This is a genomic window from Massilia sp. IC2-476, from assembly GCF_020707295.1.
In the GTDB taxonomy this organism is placed as follows: domain Bacteria; phylum Pseudomonadota; class Gammaproteobacteria; order Burkholderiales; family Burkholderiaceae_D; genus Telluria.
Genome location: NZ_JAJFER010000010.1, coordinates 1 through 11,523, shown reverse-complemented (window position 1 = coordinate 11,523; position 11,523 = coordinate 1). Strand labels below are relative to the sequence as shown.

Genomic DNA, 11,523 nt, shown 5'->3' with positions numbered 1-11,523 from the left:
GCCATGCAAAACGGCGCTGCAGCGAAAGCTGCGGCGCCGTTTTTTCATGCGTGCGGCGGAGATGCGGTCAGCAGAGCTGTCCGCCGAAGGGATCGCTGATGGTCTGGTTGGCGTAGTCGATCCCGCTCAGCTCGCGATACTGCGCCATCGTGCGCGCGCTGCCCAGGCCATAGGCGCCGGGCAGGCCGTCGCCCATCAGGAGCCGGTTCAGGCGCTGCTTGGCGCGCTCGGTCAGGTAGGCCGACTGGAAGGCGCGTTTCGCATCCGCCTCGCCGTGCCAATGGTGGCTCTCGTAGGGCGTGCCCTCGGTCTTGTACAGGTGGTAGACCGGGGTGGTGAGCGGATGGAAGATGTCCCAGCCGCGGGTAAAGGCGCGCACCGCCAGGCTCTGCTCCTCGCCGTGGAAGTACAGGTAGGGATCGTAGGGCACTTCCTCGACAAAGCTGCCGGCCGCGAACAGGAAGCCGGCCGAGATGTGGCAGCCCATCACCGGCTCGGTGGTGAACAGGTGGCGCGCCATGAAGCGCAGCACGGCGTCATCCGGCGCCAGGTTCTTTTCCGGGTGCGGGCGCAGCACCAGCGCGGTGCGGCCCTCGCTCGGGGTGTACTGCGGGACGCCATCGACCATGTCGAAGCGGTAGGGATAGGTGCTGACGATCGGCTTGGCCGAGCGTTCCCGGAGTTGCGCATGCAGCTTGCGCAGCTGCTCGTCCCAGCCCGGCTCGAACAGGGTATGCGAATCGACCTGCAGCAGGAAGGCTTCGCCGTCGTACAGCGAGAAGGCGGTGCTGCGCGCCCAGCTCACGCCCAGCGTGTCCTGCGGGTGCAGGTGCACGTAGCGCACCTGGCGCGCGAAGGGCAGGGCGGCGATCGCGCCGCGCTGGTCCTCGATGTGCTGGTCGACCACGCCGAGCGAGATCAGCTCCGGCCGGGTGGCCTTGGCCACCGCGTCGTTCAGGGTGAAGAACAGCATCGGGTCCAGGTAGGAGGCGATGCTGAGGAAGATGGTCGGCGGCGCGGTAGGGGACATTATCGTGGTGGAGCGCTGAGGTTTCCGAAGGGGGTGCCGTCGGCCTTCAGCGCGCGCTGCACGGCCGATGCGGGGAGGTTCATCAACAGGCGCACCAGTTCCGGCTGGCGGTTGGTGGAGGTCTTCTGGTAGATCGACATCAGCTGCTTGCGCACCGTGTCGTACTGCACGCCCAGGGTGTCGGCGATGTTTTTGAGCGGCATGCCGTCGGCCAGCAGCGAAGCGACGCGGCATTCGGCATGCGACAGGCCGAAGGCCGCCGTGAGCAGCGCCGAGTCGATTTCCTGGGCCGAGGTCGGGTGGTAGAAGAACAGCATGACCAGCGGGCGCAGGCCGAAGCTGCCCATGGTGCGCTCCGGTACCAGCATGGTGAAGAAGCCGTACAGCACGTCGGGCGCCGCGCCCGGGCTGCTCGCCATGTGCAGGGAGCGGAAGGCCTTGCCGTTGGCTTCGGCGGAACCGACGCCGCTGCGCACCTGGTGTTCGAGTTCTGCACATTGTTCGAGGAAGGCGCGCCGGTAGGCCTGGGGCAGCACGACGCGGTTGTCGACCACCTGCACCAGGCTGGTCGAGCCGAGCAGGCAGCGCGCCGCTTCGTTGGCCAGTACCAGCTCGCCGCCCGTGGTCAGGAGCATCACCGGCTGGCGCAGCCTGTCGACCAGCGCGTGGCCGACCAGGGCCTGGGCCGAGTACACGAACTGGGTCAGGCCCATGCGCACGGCGCGCTGCAGGTGCGGGCGCAGGCGCTCGAGGAAGGCCTGGGCGTCAGGCGGCATCGGTCCTTCGCCGGGGCGGCGCAGGCAGGCCAGCAGCACGGTCGCCTCGCCGTTCTCCACCAGCTTGCAGGCCGTCAGGTAGCGCGCGCCGTGCGGGATCAGGAACTCCTGGTAGAACGGATCATTGGCAACGAAGTCTTCGGCGAAATGCTCGTGGCAGTGCAGCCAGTCGCCCTGCCACTCGGTGCGCATCAGGGTCACGCGCGGATCGATGAACTGGAATTTCTGGATGTATTCCAGGTCGATCTGCGGCGCCATGTCGGCGCCTTCGCTGTACGACAGGGCGCCATGCTCGGCGTCGAAGGCGAGCAAATGGATGGCGCGCCCGCCGACCGCTTCGTGCATGCATTCGAGTACGCTGCGCCAGGCGGCGCGGTTGTCGAGCGTATCGTAGATGAGGTTGACGGCGCGATCGAACTGCGCCTGCGAGAGGTTCAAAATTAACTCCGTTCAATAATTCCATGCATCGTAACTGATGAGGACAAGCATTGGAACTACTGGTTGTTAGCCCGCCACGACAATGTTTCAATGTGGCAATGATGCTAACGCCGGAGCGGTTGTCATGGTGCCGATGGTGTGCTGAACAGGACCGTCCGTACCGCGCCGCCGGACATGGGGGTGAGCTGGTACAGGCGGTCGTATTCCTCGTCGCCGATGTCGCTGCCGGGCGCGCCGCCGAACAGGCGCACCAGTTCCGGCAGGGTGTTCGAGTGTCCCACCACCAGCACCGGCCCGGACAGGCCCTTCACTTTCTCGACCAGGGCCTTGGGCGCACGCGGGTCGTACAGCTGTACGTCGAGCCCGAGGCGCTGGGCCAGCGGCTGGGCGGTCTGGCGGGTGCGCTGGGTCGGCGTGCTGTGGATGCTCGTGATACCGGTGCGCGCCAGGATGGTGGCGATTGCCTGCGCCCGCGCCTGGCCCTGCGGAGTCAGTTCCGGATCCTGTCCCACGGCCGCCTTTTCGCCATGGCGCACCAGGTAGATGGCGCTGGGCTCGGCCAGGGCCACGCCGGGCGCAAGGATGGCCAGGCTGAGGGACAGGCAGCGGAACAGGCGGGCGGGCAGGCTCATGGGATCCTCTTTGGTAGGGACGAAAAAAAGGCAGGGTAGCATGCCCCTGCCTTTCTGTTAACGCTGCCGTTGTAAGGTGGTCGGCGAAGCCGAACACCCTACAGTTGGGTGAGCGAGATGGTATTCGCCGCCGGCGTCGAGCATGGCTCTTCATCGAAGGCGATGTCGCCCAGCGGGTTCGGCACGCCATCCGTCTTGAGGTCGACGAAGCCGAACAGGTTACGGTCCTGCAGGTGCGAGGGCACCACGGTGGACAGCGAGGAGAACACGTTCTCCACACGGCCCGGATGCTTCTTTTCCCAGTCGCGCAGCATGGCCTTGATCTGCTTGCGCTGAAGGTTTTCCTGCGAGCCGCACAGGTCGCACGGGATGATCGGGAAGCCCTTTACTTCCGCATAGCGCTCGGTATCGGCTTCCTTCACGTAGGCCAGCGGGCGGATCACCATGTGCTTGCCGTCGTCCGACACCAGCTTGGCCGGCATGCCCTTCAGCTTCCCGCCGAAGAACATATTCAGGAAGAAGGTCTCGAGGATGTCGTCGCGGTGGTGGCCGAGGGCGATCTTGTTGCAGCCCAGTTCATCGGCCACGCGGTACAGGATGCCGCGGCGCAGGCGCGAGCACAGCGAGCAGGTGGTTTTACCCTCCGGGACCAGGCGCTTGACGATGCTGTAGGTGTCCTGGTTCTCGATGTGGAAGGGCACGCCCAGCTTCTCGAGGTAGGCTGGGAGCACCTCGGCCGGGAAGTTCGGCTGCTTCTGGTCGAGGTTGACCGCGACGATGTCGAAGTGGATCGGCGCGCGCTCGCGCAGGGTCATCAGGATGTCGAGCAGGGCGTAGCTGTCCTTGCCGCCGGACAGGCAGACCATCACCTTGTCGCCGTCCTCGATCATGTTGAAGTCGCCGATGGCCTGGCCCACCAGGCGGCACAGGCGCTTGTGCAGCTTGTTGTTCTCGTACGCGATTTTCTCGAGTTTCTTGGCGTTCGCGTCCGGGTTCAGTTGGTCGAGATCCGCTTCGCTCATGCTTCTTCCTTCACTTGGAACACTTCGACGCCCACGCCTTCGCAATCGGGGTAGACGTCCGGCTTCATGGTCGACACGCGCGCGGCGCGCACGCGCGGGTGGGTCAGCATCGCCTTGACCACGTCGTCGCACAGGGTTTCCTGCAGGTGGATGTGGCCCTTCGAGATGCGCTTGGCGATGGTCTCGCGCATGAAGTCGTAGTCGACCACTTCCGACAGCTGGTCGGCCTTCGGGGTGGACTGCTCGAGCGGGATGTACAGGTCGACGTTGATCAGGACACGCTGTTCCGCCTTCTTCTCGAAGTCATGCACGCCGATGTTGATCATCACTTCGTAATTGCGCAGGAACAGCCGGCGGCAGTCGCGCAAGCTCGGGTGAATCAGGGCGGATAACATGGGGTAAACCTTATTTATGAATGGTTGGTAGGTTCGGTCAGGAACATCACGTCGCGGTTGGATGGCGCCAAATGCTGGCCGCCATCGACCAGCAGGGTGGTGCCGGTCAGGGCGCGGGCGCCGGCGGCATACACGACCGCGTCGGCGATGTCCTGCGGGGTCGAGGAACGGCCCAGCGGCGTCATGCGGTGCGCCTGGGCGAAGCCTTCCTCGGTCTGCTCGCCCGACACCATCGTGATGCCGGGCGCCACGCCGACCACCCGCACGGTAGGCGCCAGCGCCTGGGCCAGCATCGTGGTGGCCGCGTGCAGCGCCGCTTTCGACAGCGTGTACGACAGAAAATCCGGGTTGAGATTGTACAGTTTCTGGTCCAGCAGGTTGATGACCACCGACTGCGATCCCGCCGGCGTGGCGGCATGCAGGGCTTGCGCCAGCAGCAGCGGCGCCGTCACATTGGCGCCCATGTGGGTGGCCAGCAGGCCCGGCGAAAACGTGGTCGCACTGTCGTATTCAAACAACGACGCATTGTTGACCACGCAGTTGATCAGGCCCAGTTCCGCCGCCACGCGACCTGGCAGGGCGCGCACCGCATCCTGGTCCAGCAGCTCGCACTGGAACAGCGCGGCGCGGCGGCCGAGGGCCTGGATGGCCTCGGCGGTCTCTTGCGCTTCGCGCTCGGAATGGCGGTAATGCACGGCGATGTCCCAGCCGGCGGCAGCCAGGCCGAGCGCGATCGCGCGGCCCAGGCGGCGGCCTGCGCCGGTGACCAGCGCCAGCTTGTGCACAGTCGTGGAAGCGGTCATATCGTTAAACACATTCGTGTTGGCTCCGTTTCGCTACAATGCGGGCATGTCACTGCCTCTACCTGCTCCCGACGCCCTCGCCGCGTCCCAATCCCTGCAACAACTGATCGCCACCGAGATCGAACAGCTCGGCGGAGCGATAGCGTTTTCACGGTTCATGGAACTGGCGCTGTACGCGCCGCGGCTCGGGTATTACAGCGGCGGCGCCTCCAAGCTGGGGGCAAGCGGCGATTTCACCACCGCGCCCGAAATCTCGCCGCTGTTCGGGGCCAGCGTGGCGCGCGCGGCAGCCGCTATTATCGCCCAAAGCGCGCCCGACATCATCGAATTCGGCGCCGGCACCGGCAAGCTGGCGCGCGACGTGCTCGGCGCGCTGGACGGGCTGGGCGTGGGGGTGAACTCGTACACCATCATCGAACTCTCGGGCGAGCTGCGCGCGCGCCAGCAGGAAGCCCTGAAGGATCTGCCGCAGGTGCGCTGGCTGGACGGCATGCCGGAGCGCTTCAGCGGCGTGGTGCTGGCCAACGAGGTGCTCGACGCGATGCCGGTCGAACTGGTGATCCGCAAGGACGGGCGCTGGATGCGCCAGATGGTCACCGTGGAGAACGGCGCCTTCGCTTTCGTCCAGCAGCCCTTGCCCGACGCGCTGGCGGCGCAGGTGACGCGCCAGATCCCGGACGCCGACTCCCTGCCGGACGGCTATCTCACCGAGATCCACCCGGTGGCCGAAGGCTTCATGGCCTCGCTCGCCCGCATGATGGAGGGCGGACGCGGCGCGGCTTTCCTGTTCGACTACGGCTTCCCGGCGCACGAGTACTACCTCGACCAGCGCATGGGCGGCACCCTGATGTGCCACTACCGCCACCACGCGCACCCGGATCCCTTCTACCTGCCGGGTCTGCAGGACATCACCGCCCACGTCGACTTTACTGCGATGGCGCTGGCTTCGCAGGAAGCGGGGCTGCCGGTGCTGGCGTACATGAACCAGTCCTCCTTCCTGCTGGCCTGCGGCATTGGCGAACTCCTGATGGAAACCGACCCCGAGGACACGCTGCGCTTCCTGCCGCAATCGAAGGCAGTGCAGAAGCTGGTATCGCCGGCCGAGATGGGCGAACTGTTCAAGGTGCTGGTGGTCGGCAGGGATGTAGACTTGCCGGAAGCAATCGTGCGGGCGGACAAGACCCACCGCCTGTAGAATTTTTGACATCTTGCGCTAGAGACACAAATCCGGCTAAGCTGTACCACCGGTTTGTTCCCATGGCGGAACAGGCGCATTCTCGAGAACATGGCCAGAATCCACACCCACTATGACAACCTGAAGGTCGCGCGCGGCGCGCCGGCGGAAGTCATTCGTGCGGCGTACAAGGCCCTCAGCCAGAAATACCATCCTGACAAAAACCCGGGCGACGAAAAAGCCGCCCGGATCATGGCGATCGTCAATACCGCCTACAACACCCTGTCCGACCCAGTGCGCCGCAAGGAGCACGACGAGTGGATCGCTTCGGAAGAGTGGGAAGTAGAGTGGCTGGAAAGCACCGGCGCCGAAGACAATCCGGCGGCGGGCAACCGTTCCCGCCCCGACAACTGGGAACCGCGCGTCCCGGAAACCACGGCCCGTCCCCGGCCGCGCCTGATGCGCGACCCGCGCTGGTGGCTGGGTCTGGCGACCTGCTTCGTGGCCGGCGCGGCTGCGGCCTGGTACCTGGGCGAGCAGCCGCGCGCAAAACTGCCGGCGGCGCTGGCCTGGGTCGGCAAGGCGGATCCGGCTCCAGCCCACGTGCCGGCAGCCGACCGCCCCGACGAACTGGGCGCCGACGCCAGTACCGAAGGCTGGGCGCGCCGCTCCGGCGGCGAGGGCAAGGAGCCGCCCCAGATCAAGGCCCTGGGCGTGACCCAGCTGGTGGTGCCGGCCTCCGCGCCCGACTGCGGCACCGACCTGCAGACCCTGGTCGCCCCCAGCGGCGATCCATGGCCGGAAAGCTCCGGCTACCTGCCGGGTTACCCGGTCGGCAATACCGGCAACGAGATGCAGGTCCTGGTCGACAACAGCGCCAATGCCTCGCCGGTATTCGTCAAGCTCTACGACCTCGACCGCCGCTCGAACGTGCGCCACGCCTACGTGCAGCCACGCGCGAGTTTCCTGATCGATAAGCTCAGCGTTGGAAAATACGAGGTGCGCTACCAGAACATCGTCGTCAACGACGGCAAGACCGAGTGCCTGAACGGGCGCCGCGTCCCGCTGCGCCAGGCCGCCGCCTTCAGCTCTAGTCCTTGAATTGTGGTTTTTTCCGCGCAACGACCAATCTTTGCGCTGAGACTTTACCCAATTCAACTATTTTAGTTCCCTGCCGTAATATACTGGACCGTGCATACGGCCGCCCATGCAGCGGCCGCCCCCACGCCCAACGCAGGCTTACGGAACTTCATGAACGAACTGGAAGGCCTTACGGCCCTGATCATCGAGCCCCACGCGGGCATGCGCGCCAATGTCCACAGCATGCTCAACATGTGTGGCCTGACGCGTATCGAACACGCCAGTTCCTCCAACCTGGCGGTCAAGCACCTCGGCCTGCGCAGTTTCGACATGGTGCTGTGCGAATATGACCTCGAGGGCGGCCAGGATGGCCAGCAGCTGCTCGAGGACCTGCGCCACCACAAGCTGATGTCGCTGTCGACCATGTTCTTCATGGTCACCGCGGAAGGCAACCACAGCAAGGTGGTCAGCGCCGCCGAGCTGGCGCCTACCGACTACATCCTGAAACCCTTCACCGCCGACCGCCTGCTGGACCGCATCGCGCGCGCCCTCGACAAGCGCAGCGCCTTCATGCCGGTCTACACCCTGATGGAGGCGGGCGACCAGCGTGAAGCGGTCGACGCCTGCATCGAGGGCGAGCGCCTGCACCCGCGCTACGCGGTCGACTTCCTGCGCCTGCGCGCCGAGCTGCACGTGTTCCTGGGCGAGCCGGACCAGGCCGAACCGATCTACCGCCAGCTCATCGAGGCCAAGACCATCGCCTGGGCGCGCCTGGGCCTGGCCAAGACCCTGTTCCTGCGCAAGCAGTACGAGGATGCGAAAGGGATGCTGGAAGAGCTGGTCGACGACAACCGCAACTTCGTCGACGCCTACGACTGGCTGGCGCGCACCCATGCGGCGGTGGGCGACCTGGGAAAGTCGCAGGCGGTGCTCACGGAGGCGGTGGCGGTGTCGCCGCATGCCGTGCGGCGCCTGCGCACCCTGGGCGAGACCGCCTTCGAGGCGGGCGACACGGAAGCCGCCGAAAAGGCGCTCAAGCAGGTGGTGGCCAAGGCCAAGTATTCGGAATTCCGCGACCCCGAAGACCACGTTAAGCTGGTGCGCACCCTGGTCAAGAAGGGCGATCCGGTGGCGGCCGCGTCGGTCATCCGCGACCTCGACCGCTCGATGGGCGGACGTCCCGCCACCGCCCTGTGCAGCGCGATCTCCTCGGCCCTGCTGCATGAATACACGGGCAACGAAACCCGGCTCAATGAATCGCTCGCCACCGCGCTGGAAGCCTGCCAGGACATGCCCTCGCTCTCGAGCGACCTGAAGCTCGAGCTGGCGCGCAGCTGCCTGGAAAACAACATGGAAGAGGGCGGTGCCGAGCTGGTGCGCGAGGTGATGCGCAACGTCTCGAACGACGCCGGCATGGCGCGCGCCATGGGCGTGCTGGAGCAGGCGGGCTTCCCCGACCTGGCGCGCACGCTGGCGCAGGAAAGCCGCCAGCACGTGGTCGACCTGGTGGCCGACGGCGCTGCCCGCGCCAAGAGCGGCGACTACAAGGGCGCCGTCAGCCTGATGCAGGAAGCGGCGATCAAGCTGCCGAACAACCCGTCGGTGGCCTTCAATGCCGCGCTGGCGACCCTGCGCTGCCTCGAGCACGACGGCTGGGACGACAAGCTCGGCCTGCAAGTGGTGGGCCTGATCGGCAACGTGCGCAAGCTCGATCCGGGCAACCCGAAGCTGGGCGCGCTGTCGGCGCTGCACCACCAGATCCTGAAGAAATACGAACGCAACGCGCAGGGGCGCCAGCTCAAGCCGGCCCGGAAGACCGCATAAGAAAGACACAAGGCCATGGCCGCAATGCTTGACGCACTGACAAATTCGGTTCCGCCGGAAACCGCGACCCGCCGCGTGCGCGCGGCCCTGATGCACAAGGTCTGCGGCGACGAAGAGATGTTCGCCCTGGGCGCCTCGATCGCCCGCGTGGTCGAGATGGCCTCGAGCGACGACCAGGGCACCCACGACCTGGCCTATTACGTGGTCTCCGACCCTGCGCTCACCCAGCGCATCCTGCGCCTGTCGAACACCATCCAGTACCGCCCCGTGGCGAGCACGCCGGTGACCACGATCTCGCGCGCGATCTCGCTGCTCGGCTTCGACAACGTGAAGACCACCGCGCTGGCGATGCTGCTGGTCGACGCCCTCGCCAGCAGCGAGCATGCCGCCAGCGTGCGCGTCGAACTGGAAGCCTCCCTGTGCGCCAGCCTGGTCGGCCGCGAGATGGCGCGCCACAGCTTTTTCCAGGGCGCCGAGGAAGCCGCGATCTGCGCGCTGTTCAAGAACGTGGCGCCGCTGCTGGTGGCCAGCCACGAACACGACCGCTACCGCGAGATCAGCGCCCTGGTCGCGGGCGGCAAGCACACGGTGGGGCAGGCCTCGCAGATGATCCTGGGCTGCAGCTACGACGCGCTGTCGCAGGCGGTGCTGGGCGAATGGAAGATCCCGGACCTGATCGTGCGCGCCCAGGCCGCGCTGCCGCCAGGCGGCGTGCGGGTGGCCGCCAACCGCGGCGAATGGATGCGCCAGGTGGCCTCCTTCGGCCTGGACGTGGCGCGCCTCCTGGGCCGGACCCACGAGCCGGCCAATTCGCTGGAAGCGCAGGCGCTGCTGGCGCGCTATGGCGAAGCGCTCGACCTCGACCGGGAACGCATGCTGGACCTGATGTCCTCGGTACAGGAAGGCATGCGCGGCCTGCTCGAGAGCATGAACATGCAGCCGACGCCCAAGAGCGAGCCGAAGGATGAAGGCAGCGGCCTGCCGAACGTCTTGCTGCTGGCCACCTTGGATGCCGGCGAGGAAGAGCAGGAAGGCAGCCACCCGAGCGGCAAGCCGAAGAATGCGCGCGACCTGCTGCTGGCCGGCGTGCAGGACGTGACCCTGCTGCGCGCCTCCGGCCAGGGCAAGGTCAACGACGTGGTGCTGGCCGTGCTCGAGACCCTGTACAGCGCGCTTGGGTTCCGCTTCGCGACCGTGTGCCTGAAGGACGCGAAGAGCGGCCAGTACCGGGCGCGCGTGGCGCTGGGCGAAGACAGCGCCCGCCTGCAGGCCGGCTTCGCCTTCCCCCTGGCCCCACACCGCGACCTGTTCCACCTGGCGATGGAGAACGACGCTGACCTGATGATCTCGGACGCCGGCAGCCCCAAGATCCGCGACCTGCTGCCCGAGTGGCACCGCAAGCTGCTGCCGGACGCCAGGAGCTTCATCGTGCTGCCGCTGGTGGTGGGCAAGGTGCAGCTGGGGCTGTTCTATGCGGACCGCAGCGCAACCGCGGAAGAGGGCGTGCCGCCAGATGAGACGGCGCTTATCAAGGCGCTCAAAGGGCAGGTATTGGCAGCGTTGGCCCCGTAGGGTGGGCGGGTTCCCCGCCCACGCGGTGATAGGCGAAATTTGAGTGTTCGTGGCATTGCCGGCAACCGTCGACCGCGTGGGCGGTGGACCCGCCCACCCTACGAAAAACAGATCTCCATAAATCCCAGCAAATCACCCTTGTGGTTTTGCATCCCGCCCGTTACAATCACGCCCCGAAGCAACGCTGCTATGCGAAGCGGACAAAGTCTGCCGAAACTTAGTTGACAGTACGTTGAGCTTGCTTCATACTCTGCGGTTCTTCGCGGTGGGGTGGCCGAGTGGTTAAAGGCAGCAGACTGTAAATCTGCCCTCTCTGAGTACGCTGGTTCGAATCCAGCCCCCACCACCAAAAAGAAGAGTCGAAGGAATTGAATTTGTACCTCGCGGGTGTAGCTCAATGGTAGAGCAGAAGCCTTCCAAGCTTACGACGAGGGTTCGATTCCCTTCACCCGCTCCAGTTAAGTGCGGTGTAGTTTTCAACCGCAAAAATAAGCCCTTGTAGCTCAGTGGTAGAGCACTCCCTTGGTAAGGGAGAGGCCACGTGTTCAATCCACGTCAAGGGCACCAGAATTTTGTACGGCAGTCGCGTAGCACTCGTCCGTCAGGTGTGCCTGGTAATTCTCAAAAAAATCGTTAGATCTTAGGAGTCTGAAATGGCAAAGGAAAAATTCGAACGGACCAAGCCGCACGTCAACGTCGGCACCATCGGTCACGTTGACCACGGCAAAACCACCCTGACGGCTGCAATCGCAACCGTTCTGTCGAAGAAGTTCGGCG

General features: G+C 65.6%; 11 protein-coding genes and 3 tRNA genes. 8 read left to right on the top strand and 6 right to left on the bottom strand.

Annotation, left to right across the window (positions count from 1 at the left end; genetic code table 11):
- Positions 1 to 67: 67 nt before the first annotated feature.
- The 6 genes from LK539_RS21980 to LK539_RS21955 all read right to left on the bottom strand — a co-directional run bounded on the left by LK539_RS21980 (position 68) and on the right by LK539_RS21955 (position 5,096).
- A complete protein-coding gene (locus tag LK539_RS21980; RefSeq protein ID WP_227803204.1) occupies positions 68 to 1,030 on the bottom strand; it encodes a GlcNAc-transferase family protein in 963 nt (320 codons plus the stop codon).
- Positions 1,030 to 2,244, bottom strand: a complete 1,215-nt coding sequence (locus LK539_RS21975) for a helix-turn-helix transcriptional regulator (protein ID WP_227803203.1) — start codon at positions 2,242 to 2,244, stop codon at positions 1,030 to 1,032. Before LK539_RS21975 ends, LK539_RS21980 begins: the two co-directional genes overlap by 1 nt.
- 122 nt (positions 2,245 to 2,366) lie before the next feature.
- Positions 2,367 to 2,876: a histidine phosphatase family protein gene (locus tag LK539_RS21970; protein ID WP_227803202.1), complete on the bottom strand. Its 510-nt coding sequence runs from the start codon at positions 2,874 to 2,876 to the stop codon at positions 2,367 to 2,369.
- Positions 2,877 to 2,974: 98 nt separating this feature from the next.
- Complete coding sequence (gene ttcA, locus LK539_RS21965; RefSeq protein WP_227803201.1) at positions 2,975 to 3,898, bottom strand: tRNA 2-thiocytidine(32) synthetase TtcA; 924 nt, start codon at positions 3,896 to 3,898, stop codon at positions 2,975 to 2,977.
- On the bottom strand, positions 3,895 to 4,293 hold the full coding sequence (locus LK539_RS21960) for a dihydroneopterin aldolase (protein WP_227803200.1): 399 nt from the start codon (positions 4,291 to 4,293) through the stop codon (positions 3,895 to 3,897). The genes ttcA and LK539_RS21960 overlap by 4 nt, the downstream gene beginning before the upstream one ends.
- Positions 4,294 to 4,307: 14 nt before the next feature.
- A complete protein-coding gene (locus LK539_RS21955; protein WP_227803199.1) occupies positions 4,308 to 5,096 on the bottom strand; it encodes an SDR family oxidoreductase in 789 nt (262 codons plus the stop codon).
- Between the two features lie 46 nt (positions 5,097 to 5,142).
- Here LK539_RS21955 and LK539_RS21950 point away from each other — a divergent pair, with 46 nt between their 5' ends.
- The 8 genes from LK539_RS21950 to LK539_RS21915 all read left to right on the top strand — a co-directional run.
- Positions 5,143 to 6,291 (top strand): class I SAM-dependent methyltransferase, encoded by a 1,149-nt coding sequence (locus LK539_RS21950; protein WP_227803196.1) that lies wholly within the window; start codon positions 5,143 to 5,145, stop codon positions 6,289 to 6,291.
- A 90-nt stretch (positions 6,292 to 6,381) separates the two neighbouring features.
- A complete protein-coding gene (locus LK539_RS21945; protein WP_227803194.1) occupies positions 6,382 to 7,371 on the top strand; it encodes a J domain-containing protein in 990 nt (329 codons plus the stop codon).
- Between the two features lie 150 nt (positions 7,372 to 7,521).
- Positions 7,522 to 9,174, top strand: coding sequence for a response regulator (locus tag LK539_RS21940; RefSeq protein ID WP_227803193.1), 1,653 nt, complete (start codon positions 7,522 to 7,524; stop codon positions 9,172 to 9,174).
- Positions 9,175 to 9,189: 15 nt separating this feature from the next.
- On the top strand, positions 9,190 to 10,746 hold the full coding sequence (locus tag LK539_RS21935; RefSeq protein ID WP_307729129.1) for an HDOD domain-containing protein: 1,557 nt from the start codon (positions 9,190 to 9,192) through the stop codon (positions 10,744 to 10,746).
- 264 nt (positions 10,747 to 11,010) lie between these two features.
- A tRNA-Tyr gene (locus LK539_RS21930) sits at positions 11,011 to 11,095 on the top strand.
- A 34-nt stretch (positions 11,096 to 11,129) separates the two neighbouring features.
- Positions 11,130 to 11,203: transfer RNA gene (locus LK539_RS21925), tRNA-Gly, on the top strand.
- Between the two features lie 35 nt (positions 11,204 to 11,238).
- A tRNA-Thr gene (locus LK539_RS21920) sits at positions 11,239 to 11,313 on the top strand.
- An 86-nt stretch (positions 11,314 to 11,399) separates the two neighbouring features.
- Positions 11,400 to 11,523: GTP-binding protein (locus tag LK539_RS21915; RefSeq protein WP_227803300.1), on the top strand; the 124-nt coding region annotated here is incomplete at its 3' end.

Bases quoted from the DNA above. Each gene is read 5' to 3' on its own strand.
- LK539_RS21980 (WP_227803204.1), bottom strand. From the start codon at position 1,030: ATGTCCCCTACCGCGCCGCCGACCATCTTCCTCAGCATCGCCTCCTAC.
- LK539_RS21970 (WP_227803202.1), bottom strand. From the start codon at position 2,876: ATGAGCCTGCCCGCCCGCCTGTTCCGCTGCCTGTCCCTCAGCCTGGCC.
- ttcA (WP_227803201.1), bottom strand. From the start codon at position 3,898: ATGAGCGAAGCGGATCTCGACCAACTGAACCCGGACGCGAACGCCAAG.
- LK539_RS21960 (WP_227803200.1), bottom strand. From the start codon at position 4,293: ATGTTATCCGCCCTGATTCACCCGAGCTTGCGCGACTGCCGCCGGCTG.
- LK539_RS21955 (WP_227803199.1), bottom strand. From the start codon at position 5,096: ATGACCGCTTCCACGACTGTGCACAAGCTGGCGCTGGTCACCGGCGCA.
- LK539_RS21950 (WP_227803196.1), top strand. From the start codon at position 5,143: ATGTCACTGCCTCTACCTGCTCCCGACGCCCTCGCCGCGTCCCAATCC.
- LK539_RS21945 (WP_227803194.1), top strand. From the start codon at position 6,382: ATGGCCAGAATCCACACCCACTATGACAACCTGAAGGTCGCGCGCGGC.
- LK539_RS21940 (WP_227803193.1), top strand. From the start codon at position 7,522: ATGAACGAACTGGAAGGCCTTACGGCCCTGATCATCGAGCCCCACGCG.
- LK539_RS21935 (WP_307729129.1), top strand. From the start codon at position 9,190: ATGGCCGCAATGCTTGACGCACTGACAAATTCGGTTCCGCCGGAAACC.